The 13,451-nt window shown below is 71.3% G+C and carries 12 protein-coding genes; 9 read left to right on the top strand and 3 right to left on the bottom strand.

Annotated elements, in window-relative coordinates; genetic code table 11:
* Positions 1-269: 269 nt before the first annotated feature.
* Positions 270-1,364: a PepSY domain-containing protein gene (locus tag H0X00_RS04860; RefSeq protein ID WP_293767638.1), complete on the top strand. Its 1,095-nt coding sequence runs from the start codon at positions 270-272 to the stop codon at positions 1,362-1,364.
* On the top strand, positions 1,364-2,128 hold the full coding sequence (locus H0X00_RS04855) for a DUF5134 domain-containing protein (protein ID WP_293767637.1): 765 nt from the start codon (positions 1,364-1,366) through the stop codon (positions 2,126-2,128). The genes H0X00_RS04860 and H0X00_RS04855 overlap by 1 nt, the downstream gene beginning before the upstream one ends.
* A 135-nt stretch (positions 2,129-2,263) precedes the next feature.
* On the opposite strand, the gene H0X00_RS04850 is transcribed toward H0X00_RS04855, so the two are convergent.
* A complete protein-coding gene (locus H0X00_RS04850; protein ID WP_293767636.1) occupies positions 2,264-2,905 on the bottom strand; it encodes a hypothetical protein in 642 nt (213 codons plus the stop codon).
* Between the two features lie 115 nt (positions 2,906-3,020).
* Between H0X00_RS04850 and H0X00_RS04845 the strand changes: the two genes are divergently transcribed.
* The 3 genes from H0X00_RS04845 to H0X00_RS04835 all read left to right on the top strand — a co-directional run bounded on the left by H0X00_RS04845 (position 3,021) and on the right by H0X00_RS04835 (position 5,621).
* On the top strand, positions 3,021-3,677 hold the full coding sequence (locus H0X00_RS04845) for a TetR/AcrR family transcriptional regulator (RefSeq protein WP_293767635.1): 657 nt from the start codon (positions 3,021-3,023) through the stop codon (positions 3,675-3,677).
* Between the two features lie 105 nt (positions 3,678-3,782).
* The gene (locus H0X00_RS04840) at positions 3,783-4,271 is read left to right on the top strand and encodes a hypothetical protein (protein ID WP_293767634.1); all 489 of its coding nucleotides are present in this window, start codon (positions 3,783-3,785) and stop codon (positions 4,269-4,271) included.
* Positions 4,272-4,277: 6 nt separating this feature from the next.
* Entirely contained in the window at positions 4,278-5,621 is a 1,344-nt protein-coding gene (locus H0X00_RS04835; RefSeq protein WP_293767633.1) for a hypothetical protein, read from the top strand.
* Between the two features lie 8 nt (positions 5,622-5,629).
* Here the strand turns inward: H0X00_RS04835 and H0X00_RS04830 are convergent, their stop codons facing one another.
* Positions 5,630-6,220, bottom strand: a complete 591-nt coding sequence (locus H0X00_RS04830) for a sigma-70 family RNA polymerase sigma factor (protein WP_293767632.1) — start codon at positions 6,218-6,220, stop codon at positions 5,630-5,632.
* Between the two features lie 184 nt (positions 6,221-6,404).
* Between H0X00_RS04830 and H0X00_RS04825 the strand changes: the two genes are divergently transcribed.
* The 4 genes from H0X00_RS04825 (at position 6,405) to H0X00_RS04810 (ending at position 11,870) form a co-directional block, all read left to right on the top strand.
* Positions 6,405-7,043, top strand: coding sequence for a zf-HC2 domain-containing protein (locus H0X00_RS04825; RefSeq protein WP_293767631.1), 639 nt, complete (start codon positions 6,405-6,407; stop codon positions 7,041-7,043).
* 53 nt (positions 7,044-7,096) lie between these two features.
* Entirely contained in the window at positions 7,097-8,884 is a 1,788-nt protein-coding gene (locus H0X00_RS04820; RefSeq protein WP_293767630.1) for a copper resistance protein CopC, read from the top strand.
* 33 nt (positions 8,885-8,917) lie between these two features.
* A complete protein-coding gene (locus tag H0X00_RS04815) occupies positions 8,918-9,709 on the top strand; it encodes a YcnI family protein (RefSeq protein ID WP_293767629.1) in 792 nt (263 codons plus the stop codon).
* A 172-nt stretch (positions 9,710-9,881) separates the two neighbouring features.
* Positions 9,882-11,870, top strand: a complete 1,989-nt coding sequence (locus H0X00_RS04810) for a PhoX family phosphatase (protein ID WP_293767628.1) — start codon at positions 9,882-9,884, stop codon at positions 11,868-11,870.
* Between the two features lie 96 nt (positions 11,871-11,966).
* Here H0X00_RS04810 and H0X00_RS04805 read toward each other — a convergent pair whose 3' ends face one another.
* Positions 11,967-13,451 carry a HAMP domain-containing sensor histidine kinase gene (locus H0X00_RS04805; protein WP_293767627.1) on the bottom strand — a complete coding sequence of 495 codons (1,485 nt, stop codon included), beginning with the start codon at positions 13,449-13,451 and terminating at the stop codon, positions 11,967-11,969.

Below are 13,451 nucleotides of genomic sequence, written 5' to 3'. Positions count from 1 at the left end.
TGGAACACCGACCCGAAGCCCTTCATCTGGAAGGCGACCGCGGAGGAGATCATCGCCAAGGTCCGTCGCGGGCGTGAGGTCCTCAACCAGATCAATTCGCAGACGGACCACTAGTGGGTCAGGAGCGGTCGAAGGGCCGCCTTCTCCACCCGTGACCGGGCGTCGATGTCGCCCCCGGTTGTATGCACGGCCCACGCGGGCCGCCGACGGTACGGCCTCCGCGTCCGGCGTGCGGAACTTCCTGACGGACCGACGCCCGGAGCTTCACGATGGCCATCGACGCGCCCGCCGCCCCAGCACCGCCGCAGACCGCGCGCCAGAAGTCGCTCTACCGAGCGGTCTGGCGCTGGCATTTCTACGCCGGCTTCCGCAAGGCGTTCACGGTCCGCCCCCAGCGCGAACGCAACGAACGGCTCTTCTGGCGTGACCTGCACGCCGTCACCGGGGTGATGTTCGCGTTCTTCATCTTCGCGTTCATGATCACCGGCCTGGTCTGGACCGGCGTGTGGGGCGCGAAGTTCAACTCGGCGGTCGCCGACATGGGCCACCCGGTCGAGTACGGCTACTACCTCGACTCCGATGCCCCGTCGGTGATGCGCGACGACCTGCCCAACGGGCAGTCGCCGTGGCTGTTCGGGAACCTGCCGGTCACCACGCCCTCGCAGCGCCCGGTCACCGGACCCGACCTGATCGGCACCGCGGCCAACGACGGCGGCCGGTTGGCCTGGGCGCCCGGAACGCCGGCGCCGATGGACGCCGTCATTCACAACGCCCAGCAGGAGCTGGGGCGCGGCAGCCTTTACGTGTTCCCGCCGGCCGCGGACGATCCGGAGGCGAGCTGGTTCGCCGGCAAGTGGTACGACACCGACGGCAAGACCAACCGCAGCCCCACCGATCTCGGCGGCACCTATCTGGACCAGTACAGCGGGCAGGTCATCAAGACCGTGGCCTTCGGCGACGCCACCACCTCCGCGCAGGCCGTCGAGTGGGGCATCGCCCTGCACGAGGGCCGGGCCTGGGGCATCTGGAGCCAACTGATCGCGCTGGCCGGCACCCTGTCGCTGTTGCTCTCGGTGGCCTCGTCGTTGGTGATGTGGCGCAAGCGCCGACCCAAGGGGGTCGGATCACCGCGTAAGGAACCGGACCGCCGTATCGGGTTCGGGATTCTGGCGGTCATCGCCGGACTCGGGATCCTGTTCCCGCTGCTCGGCTTGTCGATGGTCTTCATCCTCGTGCTGGAGTTCTTCGTGCTGCGTCGGATCAAGCCGATGGCGCGCGCGTTCGGCTTCATCGAGCCGGCCGGGCCGGACCAGAGGGTGGGTGCCGGCGTGGGTGTGGCGACAGATTCGGACGGGGGAATCTGATGCACGATCACGGCGGCGGAGCGGGCCAGAGCGAGGTCTGGGTGAACCTGCTCCCGTTGTGGCTCCAGCTCTCCTGGGTCGCGGTGTTGGCGGTCTGCACCGCCTGGGCGGTGCTCGGGCTGATCATGGTGCGCGGCCCCCTGCAGCTCGCCACCGCACTGCACGTGGTGGTCTGCGTCGGGATGATCGACATGTTCGCGCCCTGGGCCGGCGGTGCGGTGCGCGAGACTTTCTGGCAGGTCGCGTTCCTGGTGGTGGCGGCGGTGGCGATCGGTGGCACCGTGCACGCCTACCGGCATCGCCTGCAGGCCCGGACGGCGACCTCGATGTGGCTGCTGATCACGGTGGACTGCCTGGCGATGGCCTACATGTTCCTGCTCTTCGACGGCGGGATCTCCGCGCTCACCTACGCGGTGATCGCCGGGTACGTGCTGCTCGCGCTCGGCTGGGCCTACGGGGTGTTCGACACCGCCCACGCGCCGATGTGCCGGACGATCCCGCCGTTCCCCGGCGCCCTCTCCCCGGGGCGGGTGGGGCGCGCAATGCAGGCCTCGATGGCCGCCTCCATGGTCTACATGTTCGTGTTGATGGACGGCGGGTCCGGAGAGTTCTTCGGTAAGGCCTTCACCGTCGGGGTCACCGCTGAGACCTACTGGGCGCTGGCGTTCTTCGGCCTGGTCGCGCGGATGGCCTTCGACCCGCGCCTGGTCCGGCAGCTGATGGGTGGCTTCAGTCTCCTCGCGCGCCGGTCCGCTTCCGGATGAGTACAACGACGAGGAGCCGATACCGATCAGCGAAACGCCGACCTTCGCGTTGGACGTGATGACGTCGATGGCCATCCGGCTGCGGGCGCTCACCGAGCCGGCCTGAGCAGCGGGGGCCGGGGACTGCCGGGGGACTCAGTCCCGCGGGCGCCGCGAGCCGTAGCGGGCCGACCAGGCGCCCTGGACGGCGCTGGCGATGTCGATCCGGCACGCCTCGCGAACCCGATCGGACTCCAGCTCCCGCGTCACGTACCGCAGGACGTAGCGGTGCACCTCTTCGTCCATCGCGGCGAGGGTGCGCAGCAGATTGGCCCGTAGCCCGTCGGCGGCCAGGACGACCTTGATGTCCTCGGGGGCCGGCGGGGCGATCTCGAAGACCAGCGCGAGCGGCAACGCCGCCCGGGCGGTGACGTCGAGCCCGACCAGCACCGAGCCGTGGAAGCGGTTGTCCTGCCCGGCCATCTCGATCAGCAGGTTGATGTCGGCCGGGATGGTCAGCCGGAAGCGCAGCGGTTCCTTGCCGCGCCGGCGTGCGGTGACCTTGCCGAGTTCGCCGGTGACGGTGAGCCTGGCGAGCTTGCCCGGTCCGACCGGGACCGGCCCGATCCCGAACTGCTCGTCCCCGAGCGCACCGTTGACCGCGGCGGCGACCCGGTCGGCAGTGACGAGCACGTCGAAGAACCGGGCGCCGAAGGAGGCGTAGTCGGTGAGCTCGGGCTGCTCGGGATCAGGTGGCGGGAGCTGTTCCGAGATCCCGGTCTCCGGTGCGGCGGTCACCGGAGGAGCCTATGCCGTGGGGCCGGCGGAGCAGGCCACCCTCGTCGATAACTTACTCAAAGTAAGTTATTACCGTAAGGTTTGTGAGCTCAAGCGGTTCGGGAGGACTTCTGCAGTGAGCATCACCAGCCAGGACGACGCCGGTCTGTCCGGCGGGGAGCCCCGCCGGCGGATGCCGCGCGCCGAGCGCGAGGCGCTGATGCTCGACGTTGCGGAGAAGATCTTCGGCGAGCTGGGTTACCAGGCGTCCTCGATGGACGAGATCGCCGCCCGAGCCGGGGTCTCCAAACCGATGCTCTACCACTACTACGGCTCGAAGGAGCGGCTGTTCCTTGCCTGCCTGCGGCGGGCCCGGGACGGGATGCGCGCCGCGATCCTGGCCGGCGTCGGAGTCGGGACGCGGCCCGACGAGCAGCTCTACCTCGCCCTGGTCGGCTGGTACCGCTTCATCGACGAGCACCCCGCGCTCTGGACGATGATGCTCGACGAGGGCCTGCTGGAGTTCGGCCCGGGCGCGGAGGAGATCGAGTCGATCCGGTCCGAGCACACCGAGCTGATCGCGGCGCTGATCCTGTCGCACGGCCCGCCCGGACGAAGCGACATGGTCGAGGTGGAGCTGATCGCAGCCGCGATCAGCGGCGCCGGGGAGCGCATCACCCGTTGGCGTTCCCGCCATCCCGACCTCACCCCGGAGCGGACCGCCCGGCACCTCATGCAGTTGCTCTGGGTCGGCATGTCGGGGATCGCGCAGGGCGCCGTCTGGGAACCGTGACCGTCCGGACATCATTTGCCCGGAACCAGTTGCCGCCTGCGGACGACCGGTAGGAAGGCGCCCGGTGCTCGCGGGCGTCACCAGACCATCGGAAGGACCCGCCCCATGAACCGCCCCGCGCACCGGACCGCCGCCGCTGCCCTCGCCGCCACCCTCGTTCTGCTCGTCGCCGGCTGCACCGACGACGATGACGGCACCGCCGCCCAGGAGCCGACCCCGACCCCGGTGGCGACCGCCGCGTCGACCCCGTCCGCCGAGCCGAGCGCTTCGGCGAGCACGAGCTCGTCCGCGAGCCCGAGCTCTTCCGCCGGCACGGACGCCGAGGACGGCCAGACCATCACCATCGACCTGGCGAACGGCAAGCCCACGGAGAAGGTCGGGCCGTCGGTGACGGTGGCCAAGGGCGACAAGCTGACCCTGGTGTTCACCTCGGACAAGGCCTACAAGGTGCACGTGCACGGCGTCGACCTCTCGATCGACGTCGAGCCCGGGGAGACCGTGACCAAGACCTTCACCGTGGATCTGGCCGCCGGGTCCTACGAGGTCGAGGTTGAGGAGACCGGCTTCCTGCTGTTCAACCTGGTCGTGAAGTAGCCCGGGTTGGCCGGTGTCCCGGCCGGCGGATCCGACCTGCTGCTGGCCCACGGGGTCAGCTCGCGGCAGGACCTGCCGCTGCCGTTCGGCTACGCGCTGGCCGGAGCGCTGCTCGCGCTCGCGATCTCCTTCGGCGTGCTCGCGCTGCGCTGGCGCAGTTCACGGCTGACCGGCGCCGCCTCCGGTCGGCCGTTGGCGCAGCAGCTCGGGGAGTTCGCGGACTCAACCGAGCTGCGCTGGGGGTTGCGGGTGCTCGGGCTTGCGCTGACCGGGTTCGTCGCCTGGGCGGCGCTGGCCGGGCCGGACCTGGCCACCAACCCGACGGCCGGGTTCGTCTACGTCCTGTTCTGGGTCGGGCTGGTACCGGCCTCGCTGCTGTTCGGCCCGATCTGGCGGCTGCTCAACCCGCTGCGCACCATCCATCTGCTGATCTGCCGGACGCTGCGGCTGGACCCGGACGACCCCCCGTTCGAGCTCCCGCGCTGGGTCGGCTACTGGCCTGCTGCCCTCGGGCTCGCGTCCTTCGTCTGGCTCGAGCTGTGCGCCAACAACCGCGACTCCACCGGCACCCTCACCACCTACTTCTCGCTCTACGCCGGGGCCAACCTGCTCGGGGCGATGGCGTTCGGCCGGCAGTGGTTCGCCCGCGGCGACGGGTTCGAGGTCTTCTCCGCCCTGATCGGGCGGCTGTCCGTGCTGGGCCGGCGCGCCGACGGTGCGCTCGTGCTGCGCAACCCGCTGGACAACCTGGACGGGACCCCGGAAGCGCCCGGGCTGGTCGCGGTGCTCGCCGTCATGCTCGGATCGACGGCTTTCGACTCGTTCACCTCGACGACCTGGTGGTACGACCGCACCTTCGACTCCGACCTCTCGCCGGAGACGCTGGCGAGCATCGCGCTGACGATCTCGATCGGCACGGTGGCCGCGGCGTTCTGCACCGCGTCCTGGCTGGCCGGGCTGCTCTCGGGCCGCGGGGCCGCCGGCGCCGCGACCGCCTTCGCGCACTCGCTGGTCCCCATCGCGGCCGGCTATCTGATTGCCCATTACTTCTCGCTGCTGGTCTTCGCCGGGCAGCAGACGATCATCCGGGCCTCGGACCCGATGGTGGACGGGGGCAACATCTTCGGCACCGCGGACTGGACCGTGAATTACGGCCTGGTCTCGGTCGGGCAGATCGCCACCATTCAGGTGGTCTCGATCATCATCGGGCACGTGCTCGGGGTGTTCGCCGCGCATGACCGGTCGGTGCGGCTGTTCCCCACCAAGGCAGCCGTGGTCGGGCAGATCCCGATGATGACGCTGATGATCGGCTACACGCTCGGCGGGCTGTCGCTGCTGTTCGCCGGCTAGGTCCCGGGCTAGCGGCCGCGGCGGAGGCGGCGCGTCTTCGCCGGCTCGACCTCGGTCGCCGGTGCGTCCGCGCGCATCGCGACCAGCAGGTCCTCGCGGGCCCGGGCCACCCGGGAGCGGATGGTGCCGATCGGCACGCCGCAGGCCTGCGCGGCCTCCTCGTAGGACAGGCCGTTGATCTGGGTGAGCACGAAGGCCGCGCGCTTGTCCGGGTCGAGCTGGGCGACCAGCGCCTGCAGAGTGACCTCGCCTGCGGGGTCCGGGGTGGCCGGGGCGATCCGGTCGGCGACGCTGACGTCGAGGTCCAGGCTGGCCGCCACGGTGGGGGTACGGCCCTGCTTGCGGAAGTGGTCGACGACGGCCCGGCGGGCGATCGAGAGCAGCCAAACCCGGGCTGGCACGTCGCCGCGGAAGGTCCGCAGTCCGCGCAACGCCCGCAGGAAGGTCTCCTGGGTGAGGTCGTCGGCGTACTCGCGGTCGGCCAGGTAGGCCACGTAGCGCCAGACGTCCGCCTGCGTGGCGCGCACGAACGCCGTGGTGGCGTCCGCGTCGCCGCGCCCCGCCGCGAGGGCGTAGGCGGTGATGTCGTCGTCGCGCATGAGTGGGGGCCCTCCTGAGCTGCTGGATCCCGAGCCTATTCGGCTTGTGTAAGCGTCCGGTTACCAGAGTGCTTCGACTTGTTTCTCAAGTTAATCGCTCGACATTGTGCCAGAGGGAGGGCCGCCGCGGATCTTTCTGCCTGTCTCCGGGAACTGGAGACAGGCTCCGCCCGACTCCTTCGACATGGACTGTGAGCGCTGGCGCGACGCCCTCTCGGCGCGGCTCGACGGTGAGCCGCTCGGGGTCGACGAGGCGCTGCTCGAGGCCCATCTCGCGACGTGCCGGGCGTGCTGCGACCACGCCGACGCGCTCGCGGGTCTGCACCGGAGCCTGCGGCTGCAATCCGCGGACCAGGTTCCGGACCTCACCGACGCGATCCTGACCGCCGCAGCCGACGACCGCCGTCGGCTGCGGGTGAACCCGACGCTCGTGTTGCGGTGGGTGCTGGTCCTGATCGCGGCGCTGGAGATCGGTCTGGCCTCGCCGGACCTGCTCGGGCGCTGGCACACCGGCAGCGAGCTCGGTACCTGGAGCATCGCGGTCGGGGTCGGGTTCCTGTCGGTGGCCATCATGCCGACGCGGGCCGCCGCGTTGGTGCCGATGCTGGGGTTCGCGGGGATCCTGACCGCGATCGTGACGACCCGTCACCTGATGGACGGAGCGGCCCGGCTCTCGGACGAGTGGCCCCACGGGCTCGTGCTGGCCGGGGTGGTGGTGCTGGTGGCGATCTCCCGTCTCGAGCGCGTCGACCTCCCCGGCCCACGGCCGGCCCGCACGGTGGATGCGGACGGAAAGCCGGTCCGGGTCCGGCGAGCGGCGTGAGGTGCGCCCCTCTCGGGGCGGGCGGCAGGCGGAATCCACGCCTGGCCGCCCTGTTGCTTTTTCTGCTCGGGTGGCTCGCCGTCGGGTTTGCCGGCGCTACGCCGGCGTTGGCTCACGCGGAACTGCTGACGTCCAGCCCGACCTCCGGGGCCGCGCTGGACGCCGCTCCCACCGAGCTGACCCTCACGTTCTCCGAGTCGATCACCCAGGTCCCCGGCGCGATGAAGTTGATCGCCGCCGACGGCACTGCTGCCCCACTGGGTCGCACCACGGTCGAGGGCAACACCCTGCACGTTCCGATCCCCGGCCCGCTGCCCGACGCCGGGTACGTTTTTGTCTTCCGGGTGATCTCCGCGGACTCGCACCCGGTCGCGGGCGCCATCACCTTCACCCTCGGTGAGACCGCCACGTCGGCGTCGGCCGCCGCGGTCGCCGACGCGGTCGGGGGCGGCAGCGATGCGGTGGTCTCCGCGGTGGCCGGCGTGAACCGCTGGTCCGGGTACGGCGGGGTGATTCTGCTGATCGGCGTGCCGACGTTCAACCTGCTCTGCCGCCGGGACAGCGTGGACGACGCTGCCGCCGACCCACTGCTGCGCGGGCTCACCCTCGGCGGCGGCGCGCTGGTCGCGCTGACCGCGTTGGCGAGCCTGCCGTTGCAGGGCGCGCGCAGCGGTGGCACCGGCCTGGCGGGTGGGTTCGGCGAGATCGACACCGTGCTGGAGACCGCCTACGGCCAGGCCGCGCTGGGGCGCCTGGCCGTCGTCGTCCTCGTCCTGGCGGCGCTGGCTGCCGCGGTGCGATGGCCGTCCGCCCGACTCCTCGCGCTGAACGTCGCCGGCGTTGCCGCCGTCGCCGTGCTAATCACCGCCGCGCGCTCCGGGCACCCGGCGGTGGGGAAGTACCCCGCGCTCACGATGCTGGTCGACGCGGTCCACTTCGGGGCGGTGGCGGTCTGGATCGGCGGCCTGGTCGTGCTCGCGGTCCGCCTGCTGCCGCACCCGCCCGCGGACTGCCGCGCGGTGTTGGCCCGCTGGTCGCCGGTCGCCATGTGGGCGGTCGCCGTGCTGGCGGTCACCGGCAGCATCCAGGCCTGGCGCGAACTGCGATCGATCGACGCGTTCGTCGACTCCGAGTACGGGCGTTGGATCCTGGCCAAGGCCGTCGGCCTGGTGCTGCTGATCGGCCTCGGCGAGGTCGGCCGCCGACGCGTCCGGGCGATCAATGTCGTCGAGGCGCGTCCGCTGGTGAGTGCCTCGCTGGGTGCGGCCCTCGCGGACGAGGTGGCGAAGCGTCCCGACGAGGTGCGCACCCTGCGCCGGTCGGTCGGGCTCGAGCTGGCTCTGGCCGCGGCGGTGCTGGCGGCGACCTCGGCGCTGGTGGTCACCACCCCCGGGGTCCACAGCGGGCACGACGGCATGGCGAACATGGCCGGCATGGCGGGTATGGCGGGCATGGACATGGAGGGGCACAGCTCCGGCTCCGCAAGCCACTCGGAGGCCGGCAGTGAATCCCCGGTGACCGCCCCGGTCGAGCTGCCGAACGACGTGCGGGTGGAGATCGTCGCCGACCCCGCGCGGGTCGGGTCCGCCGTCCTCACCATCACCATCCGGTCGCTGTCCGGCGACCTCGTCGATCCCCCGGAGGTCAACCTCACCGCGTCGTTGGCCGAGGCGGGGATCTCCCCGATCACCCTCACGCCCGTCCGGGTGGAGGCCGGCCGGTTCACGGTCGACGCCGGTCCGATGCTCCTGGCCGGCACCTGGAAGGTCACCGTGACCGTCCGCACCACCGAGACCGACGCCGGTGTCGGCTCGGTGGAGATCCCACTCGCCCGCGCCTGATCACGCACCGCCTCAACGATGGAGAGAACCACCATGCGACGAACGCTCACCACGGTCGGATTGGCCTTCGCGGCCCTCGGGCTGGCCGCCCTCCCGGCCTCGGCCCACGTCACCGTCAACCCGAACACGGCCACCCAGGGCGGGTTCGCCACGCTGACCTTCAAGGTCCCGACCGAGAAGGACGACGCGAGCACCATCAAGCTCGAGGTCGAGTTCCCGGCCGACCAGCCGTTGGCGAGCGTGTCCTACCAGCCGAAGCCGGGCTGGGACGTGGAGGTCACCAAGGCGGCCGTGACCACTCCGCTGCAGGTGCACGGCGAGGAGGTCAACGAGCGGGTCGCCAAGGTGACCTGGACCGCGGACAACGACGACGCCGGTATCGCCCCCGGCGAGTTCGACACCTTCCCGATCAGCGTCGGACCGCTGCCCACCGCCTACGAGATGGTGTTCAAGGCGCTGCAGACCTACACCGGCGGCGAGATCGTGCGCTGGATCGAGGAGGCCGCCGAGGGCGCCGAGGAGCCGGAGAAGCCGGCCCCGGTGCTCAAGCTGACCCCGGCCGGAGACACCGCGGCACCTGCCGCCTCGACCGCCGACCCGGCCAAGATCGACCAAGCCAAGGCCACCGCGGACGAGGCCAAGACCGTCGCGCTCGAGGCGAAGACCGCCGCCAGCGAGGAGTCCGACGGGCCGTCCTCCGGCCAGGTCAACGCCGCCATCGGGCTGGCCATCGCCGGCATCGTGCTGGCCCTGATCGCCGGCGGCATCGGCGGCATGGCGCTCGGCCGCCGCAACTCCGGCGGCGGAGTCCCGCCGGCGTTCTAGAACTCACCCTGGTGGCGCGCCGGGGCTATCGCGTCCAGCCGATACCCCGACCGCGCCACCAGAGTCGGGCCTGCGCCGTCCGGCGTTAACCCGCACTGCGCCCATTGGTCGCGCAGCGCGGGAAGCGTCGAGGTGATCCGCTGCGACCACCTGACGCCCTGGGAGCCTCTGCATGCCCACGCCCGAGTACACCGACGAGGACGCCTCGCTCAACCCTAGCCGCGAGCGCCGCTTCCAGGAGATCGTTTCCTCCCGGCTCGGCCGCCGGACCCTGGTGGCCGGGGGCCTGGCCACCGCGGCCGGGTTCCTGGCTGCCGGCACCTCTGGGGCCGGCCCGCTCGACGACCTGCTCGACCTCGATCTGGACATCAGTCTCGGCGGCGGCCGGCCCTCCGGGCCGCTGCTCGGCTTCACCGCGATCGGGACGAGCCAGGCGGACACGGTCGTGGTGCCGGCGGGTTACACCGCGACTCCGCTGCTGCCCTGGGGCACTCCGATCCTCGGGGACTACCCCGCCTTCCGCCCCGGTGCCAACACCGCTGCCGAGCAGGCGCAACAGATGGGCACCGAGCACGACGGCATGCACTTCTTCCCGCTCGGCCTGGGCCGGGCGCGCAACCGGCACGGCCTGCTGGTGATGAACCACGAGGCGGCCGACGAGAAGCTGGTCCAGACCGGATCCCTCACCGGCACGCTGCCCCCGGATTCTGCCTGGACCGCGGAGATGGTCGCCAAGTCCCAGGCCGCGCACGGCGTCGCGATCGTGGAGGTCTTCAACGAGAACGGGGAGTGGAAGGTGGTACGCGGCAAGCTCAACCGCCGGATCACCGCCAACACCCCGATGAAGTTCACCGGACCCGCCCGCGGCCACCGGCTGCTCAAGACCATGGCTGACCCCAACGGCACGAGCGTGCTGGGTACGTTCAACAACTGCGCGCACGGCTACACCCCCTGGGGTACCTACCTGACCTGTGAGGAGAACTTCAACGGGTATTTCCGGATCGACGGCAGCGGTTTCAACGCCGAGACCTCCGGTCTGACGACCCGTTATGGCGTGGGCGGCGACCGGAACAAGTGGGCGTTGGCGGACCCGCGTTTCCGGGTCACCAGCGCCAACCCGAACGAGCCGAACCGGTTCGGTTGGGTGGCGGAGATCGACCCGCTCAAGCCGAACTCGACGCCGAACAAGCGCACCGCGCTCGGCCGGCTCAAGCACGAGAACGCTGTGGTGGTCACCGCCAAGGGTGGTGAGGTAGTGGTCTACATGGGCGATGACCAGGTGAACGAGTACCTGTACAAGTTCGTCGGGCGCCGGCCGTGGCGCTCGGAGATCGCCCGCGGTCGCAGTCCGCTCGACGACGGCACGCTCTACGTCGCCAAGTTCAGCGACGACGGCAGCGGCCAGTGGATCCCGCTGATCCAGGGCCAGGGCCCGCTCACGGCGGCCAACGGCTTCGCCGACGAGGGGGACGTGCTGATCAAGACCCGGCTCGCCGCCACCTTGGTCGGTGCCACCCCGATGGACCGCCCCGAGTGGGTCGCGGTCAACCCGCGCACCAGCCGGGTGTACGTGACCTGCACCAACAACACCTCCAAGACCGTGGCCAACGCCGCCAACCCGCGCGTGCCCAACCGCTACGGGCACATCGTGTGCTGGGAGGAGAACAAGAAGGACCACGGCGCCCTGAGCTTCGTCTGGAACCTGCTGGCCGTCGCCGGGGCCGGTGTGGGTGCCGTCCCGACGAACCCGCCGGGACAGACCCTTCCGGACGGCTCCAACCTCAACCCAGCGGACGCGTTCGGTTCACCGGACGGGCTGTGGTCCGACGACGACGGCCGGTTGTGGATCCAGACCGACGGCGCCCAGCCGATCGCCTGCAACAACCAGATGCTGGTCGCGGATCTGGCCAACCGGCCGGCGGCGACGCCCGGCACCGCGACCGGCCTGCCGGACATTCGGCGGTTCCTGGTCGGCCCGAAGGGCTGCGAGATCACCGGCGTGATCGAGACTCCGGACCAGCGCACGATGTTCGTCAATATCCAGCACCCCGGTGAAGGGGTCCCCAGTACCTGGCCCGACTCGAACCCGTCCAGCACCGCCCCGCCGCGCTCGGCGACCGTCGTCATCACCCGCAACGACGGCGGCGTGATCGGTTCCTGACGCCCCCTCATCTCCAACTTCTGCTGCGTGCCGCGCCTATCCCTGACCCTTGATAGGCGCGGCACGGAGCACCAGTGGAGGCAACACGCCGGGCGGTCAGGCCAGGGCGGGGAGGCGCACCGTGAACACCGCGCCCTGGCCGGGGCTCGAGGTGACCGTCACGTCGCCGCCGTGAGCGGCGACCAGCGCGGCGACGATGGACAGGCCGAGCCCGGTGCCGCCGGTGCGCCGGGCCCGGGAGTCATCCGTCCGGTAGAAGCGTTCGAAGATCCGGTCGCGTTCCTCCTCCGACAGGCCGGGTCCGGAGTCCGCGACCTCGAGCACGGCCCAGTGCCGGCCGTCACTGGTCTCCGCGCCGACCCCGACCCGGACCGACGTGCCGGCCGGGGTGTGGGTGCAGGCGTTGCTGACCAGGTTGTCCGCGATCTGACGCAGCCGGCTCTCGTCGCCGATCACCCCGGGGGGATCGTCGCCACGGCCGAGGACGCCGACCTCGATCACCCGCTCCGGGTCGGCGGCCCGGGCCGCGTGCACGGCGTCGGTCGCCACGGTGACCAGGTCCACCGGCACGCGTTCGAGGGGCCGCTGCTGGTCCAGGCGGGCGAGCAGCAGCAGGTCCTCGACGAGCAGGCCCATCCGGGTCGCCTCGTCCTCGATCCGGCGGATCAGTGAGGGCACCTGCTCCGGGGTGGCGGCGCCCTGCCGGTACAGCTCGGCGAAGCCGCGGATCGAGGTCAGCGGAGTTCGCAGCTCGTGGCTGGCGTCGGTGACGAATCGGCGCATCCGCTCCTCGGAGGCGCGCGCCTCGGCCGCCGAGCCCTCCCGCTCGCGGACCGCCGACTCGATCTGAGTGAGCATCACATTCACCGCGGCGGAGAGCTGCCCGACCTCGGTCCGCCGATGGTGCTCCGGCACGCGGCGGGACAGGTCGCCCTTGGTGATGGCCGCCGCGGTGGCCTCCACCTCACGCAGCGGGCGCAGGCTGGACCGGACAATCGCGTACGCCAGCACCGCCACCAGGGTCAACACGCTGAGCCCGACCGCGATCAGGATCCGGGCCAGCCGGGACACGGTGATGTCGACCTCGTTGAGACTGACCGCCACCATCAGGCTGCCCTCGCCGTCCGGCAACGGGGTCAGCAACGCGCGCCAGCCCGGCTGATCACCGCCGAGCGCCGCGACGTCGAAGGGTCCGCCGGCGCGCGCCTCCGCCTGCGCGAGAGTGACCGGCACCTGACGCGGGGCGGCGCCGGGCGCCTCGAACTGGGCGTTCTCCCGCCGCAGTTCGCGGCCGTCGGGGTCGCGGGTGATCAGGAAGTACGGGTTGGGCAGCCGGGGCAGGGTCAGGGCGGAGGTCGACGGTGAGCCCGCCGGCGTCACCGGCTGGCTCATGGAGGGCATGGCCGTGTTCGTGTAGAGCTCGAGGCGGTTGTCGAGCCGGTCGACCAGGTAGTTGCGCAGGACGGCGGTTGCGGTGGCCCCGGTGATCCCGACCGCTGCGGTCGTGAGCACCAGCAGCGCGGCCATCAGCTTGACTCGGAGTGGGGTCCGCGCGGACAGACCGCGCAGCCGGGCCCACAT

Origin of the sequence: Sporichthya sp. (assembly GCF_013815995.1) — a bacterium.
Taxonomy (GTDB): domain Bacteria; phylum Actinomycetota; class Actinomycetes; order Sporichthyales; family Sporichthyaceae; genus Sporichthya.
This window is presented reverse-complemented; position numbering and strand designations above follow the sequence as displayed.

Bases quoted from the DNA above. Each gene is read 5' to 3' on its own strand.
- H0X00_RS04860 (WP_293767638.1), top strand. From the start codon at position 270: ATGGCCATCGACGCGCCCGCCGCCCCAGCACCGCCGCAGACCGCGCGC.
- H0X00_RS04855 (WP_293767637.1), top strand. From the start codon at position 1,364: ATGCACGATCACGGCGGCGGAGCGGGCCAGAGCGAGGTCTGGGTGAAC.
- H0X00_RS04840 (WP_293767634.1), top strand. From the start codon at position 3,783: ATGAACCGCCCCGCGCACCGGACCGCCGCCGCTGCCCTCGCCGCCACC.
- H0X00_RS04830 (WP_293767632.1), bottom strand. From the start codon at position 6,220: ATGCGCGACGACGACATCACCGCCTACGCCCTCGCGGCGGGGCGCGGC.
- H0X00_RS04825 (WP_293767631.1), top strand. From the start codon at position 6,405: ATGGACTGTGAGCGCTGGCGCGACGCCCTCTCGGCGCGGCTCGACGGT.
- H0X00_RS04815 (WP_293767629.1), top strand. From the start codon at position 8,918: ATGCGACGAACGCTCACCACGGTCGGATTGGCCTTCGCGGCCCTCGGG.
- H0X00_RS04810 (WP_293767628.1), top strand. From the start codon at position 9,882: ATGCCCACGCCCGAGTACACCGACGAGGACGCCTCGCTCAACCCTAGC.
- H0X00_RS04805 (WP_293767627.1), bottom strand. From the start codon at position 13,451: ATGTGGGCCCGGCTGCGCGGTCTGTCCGCGCGGACCCCACTCCGAGTC.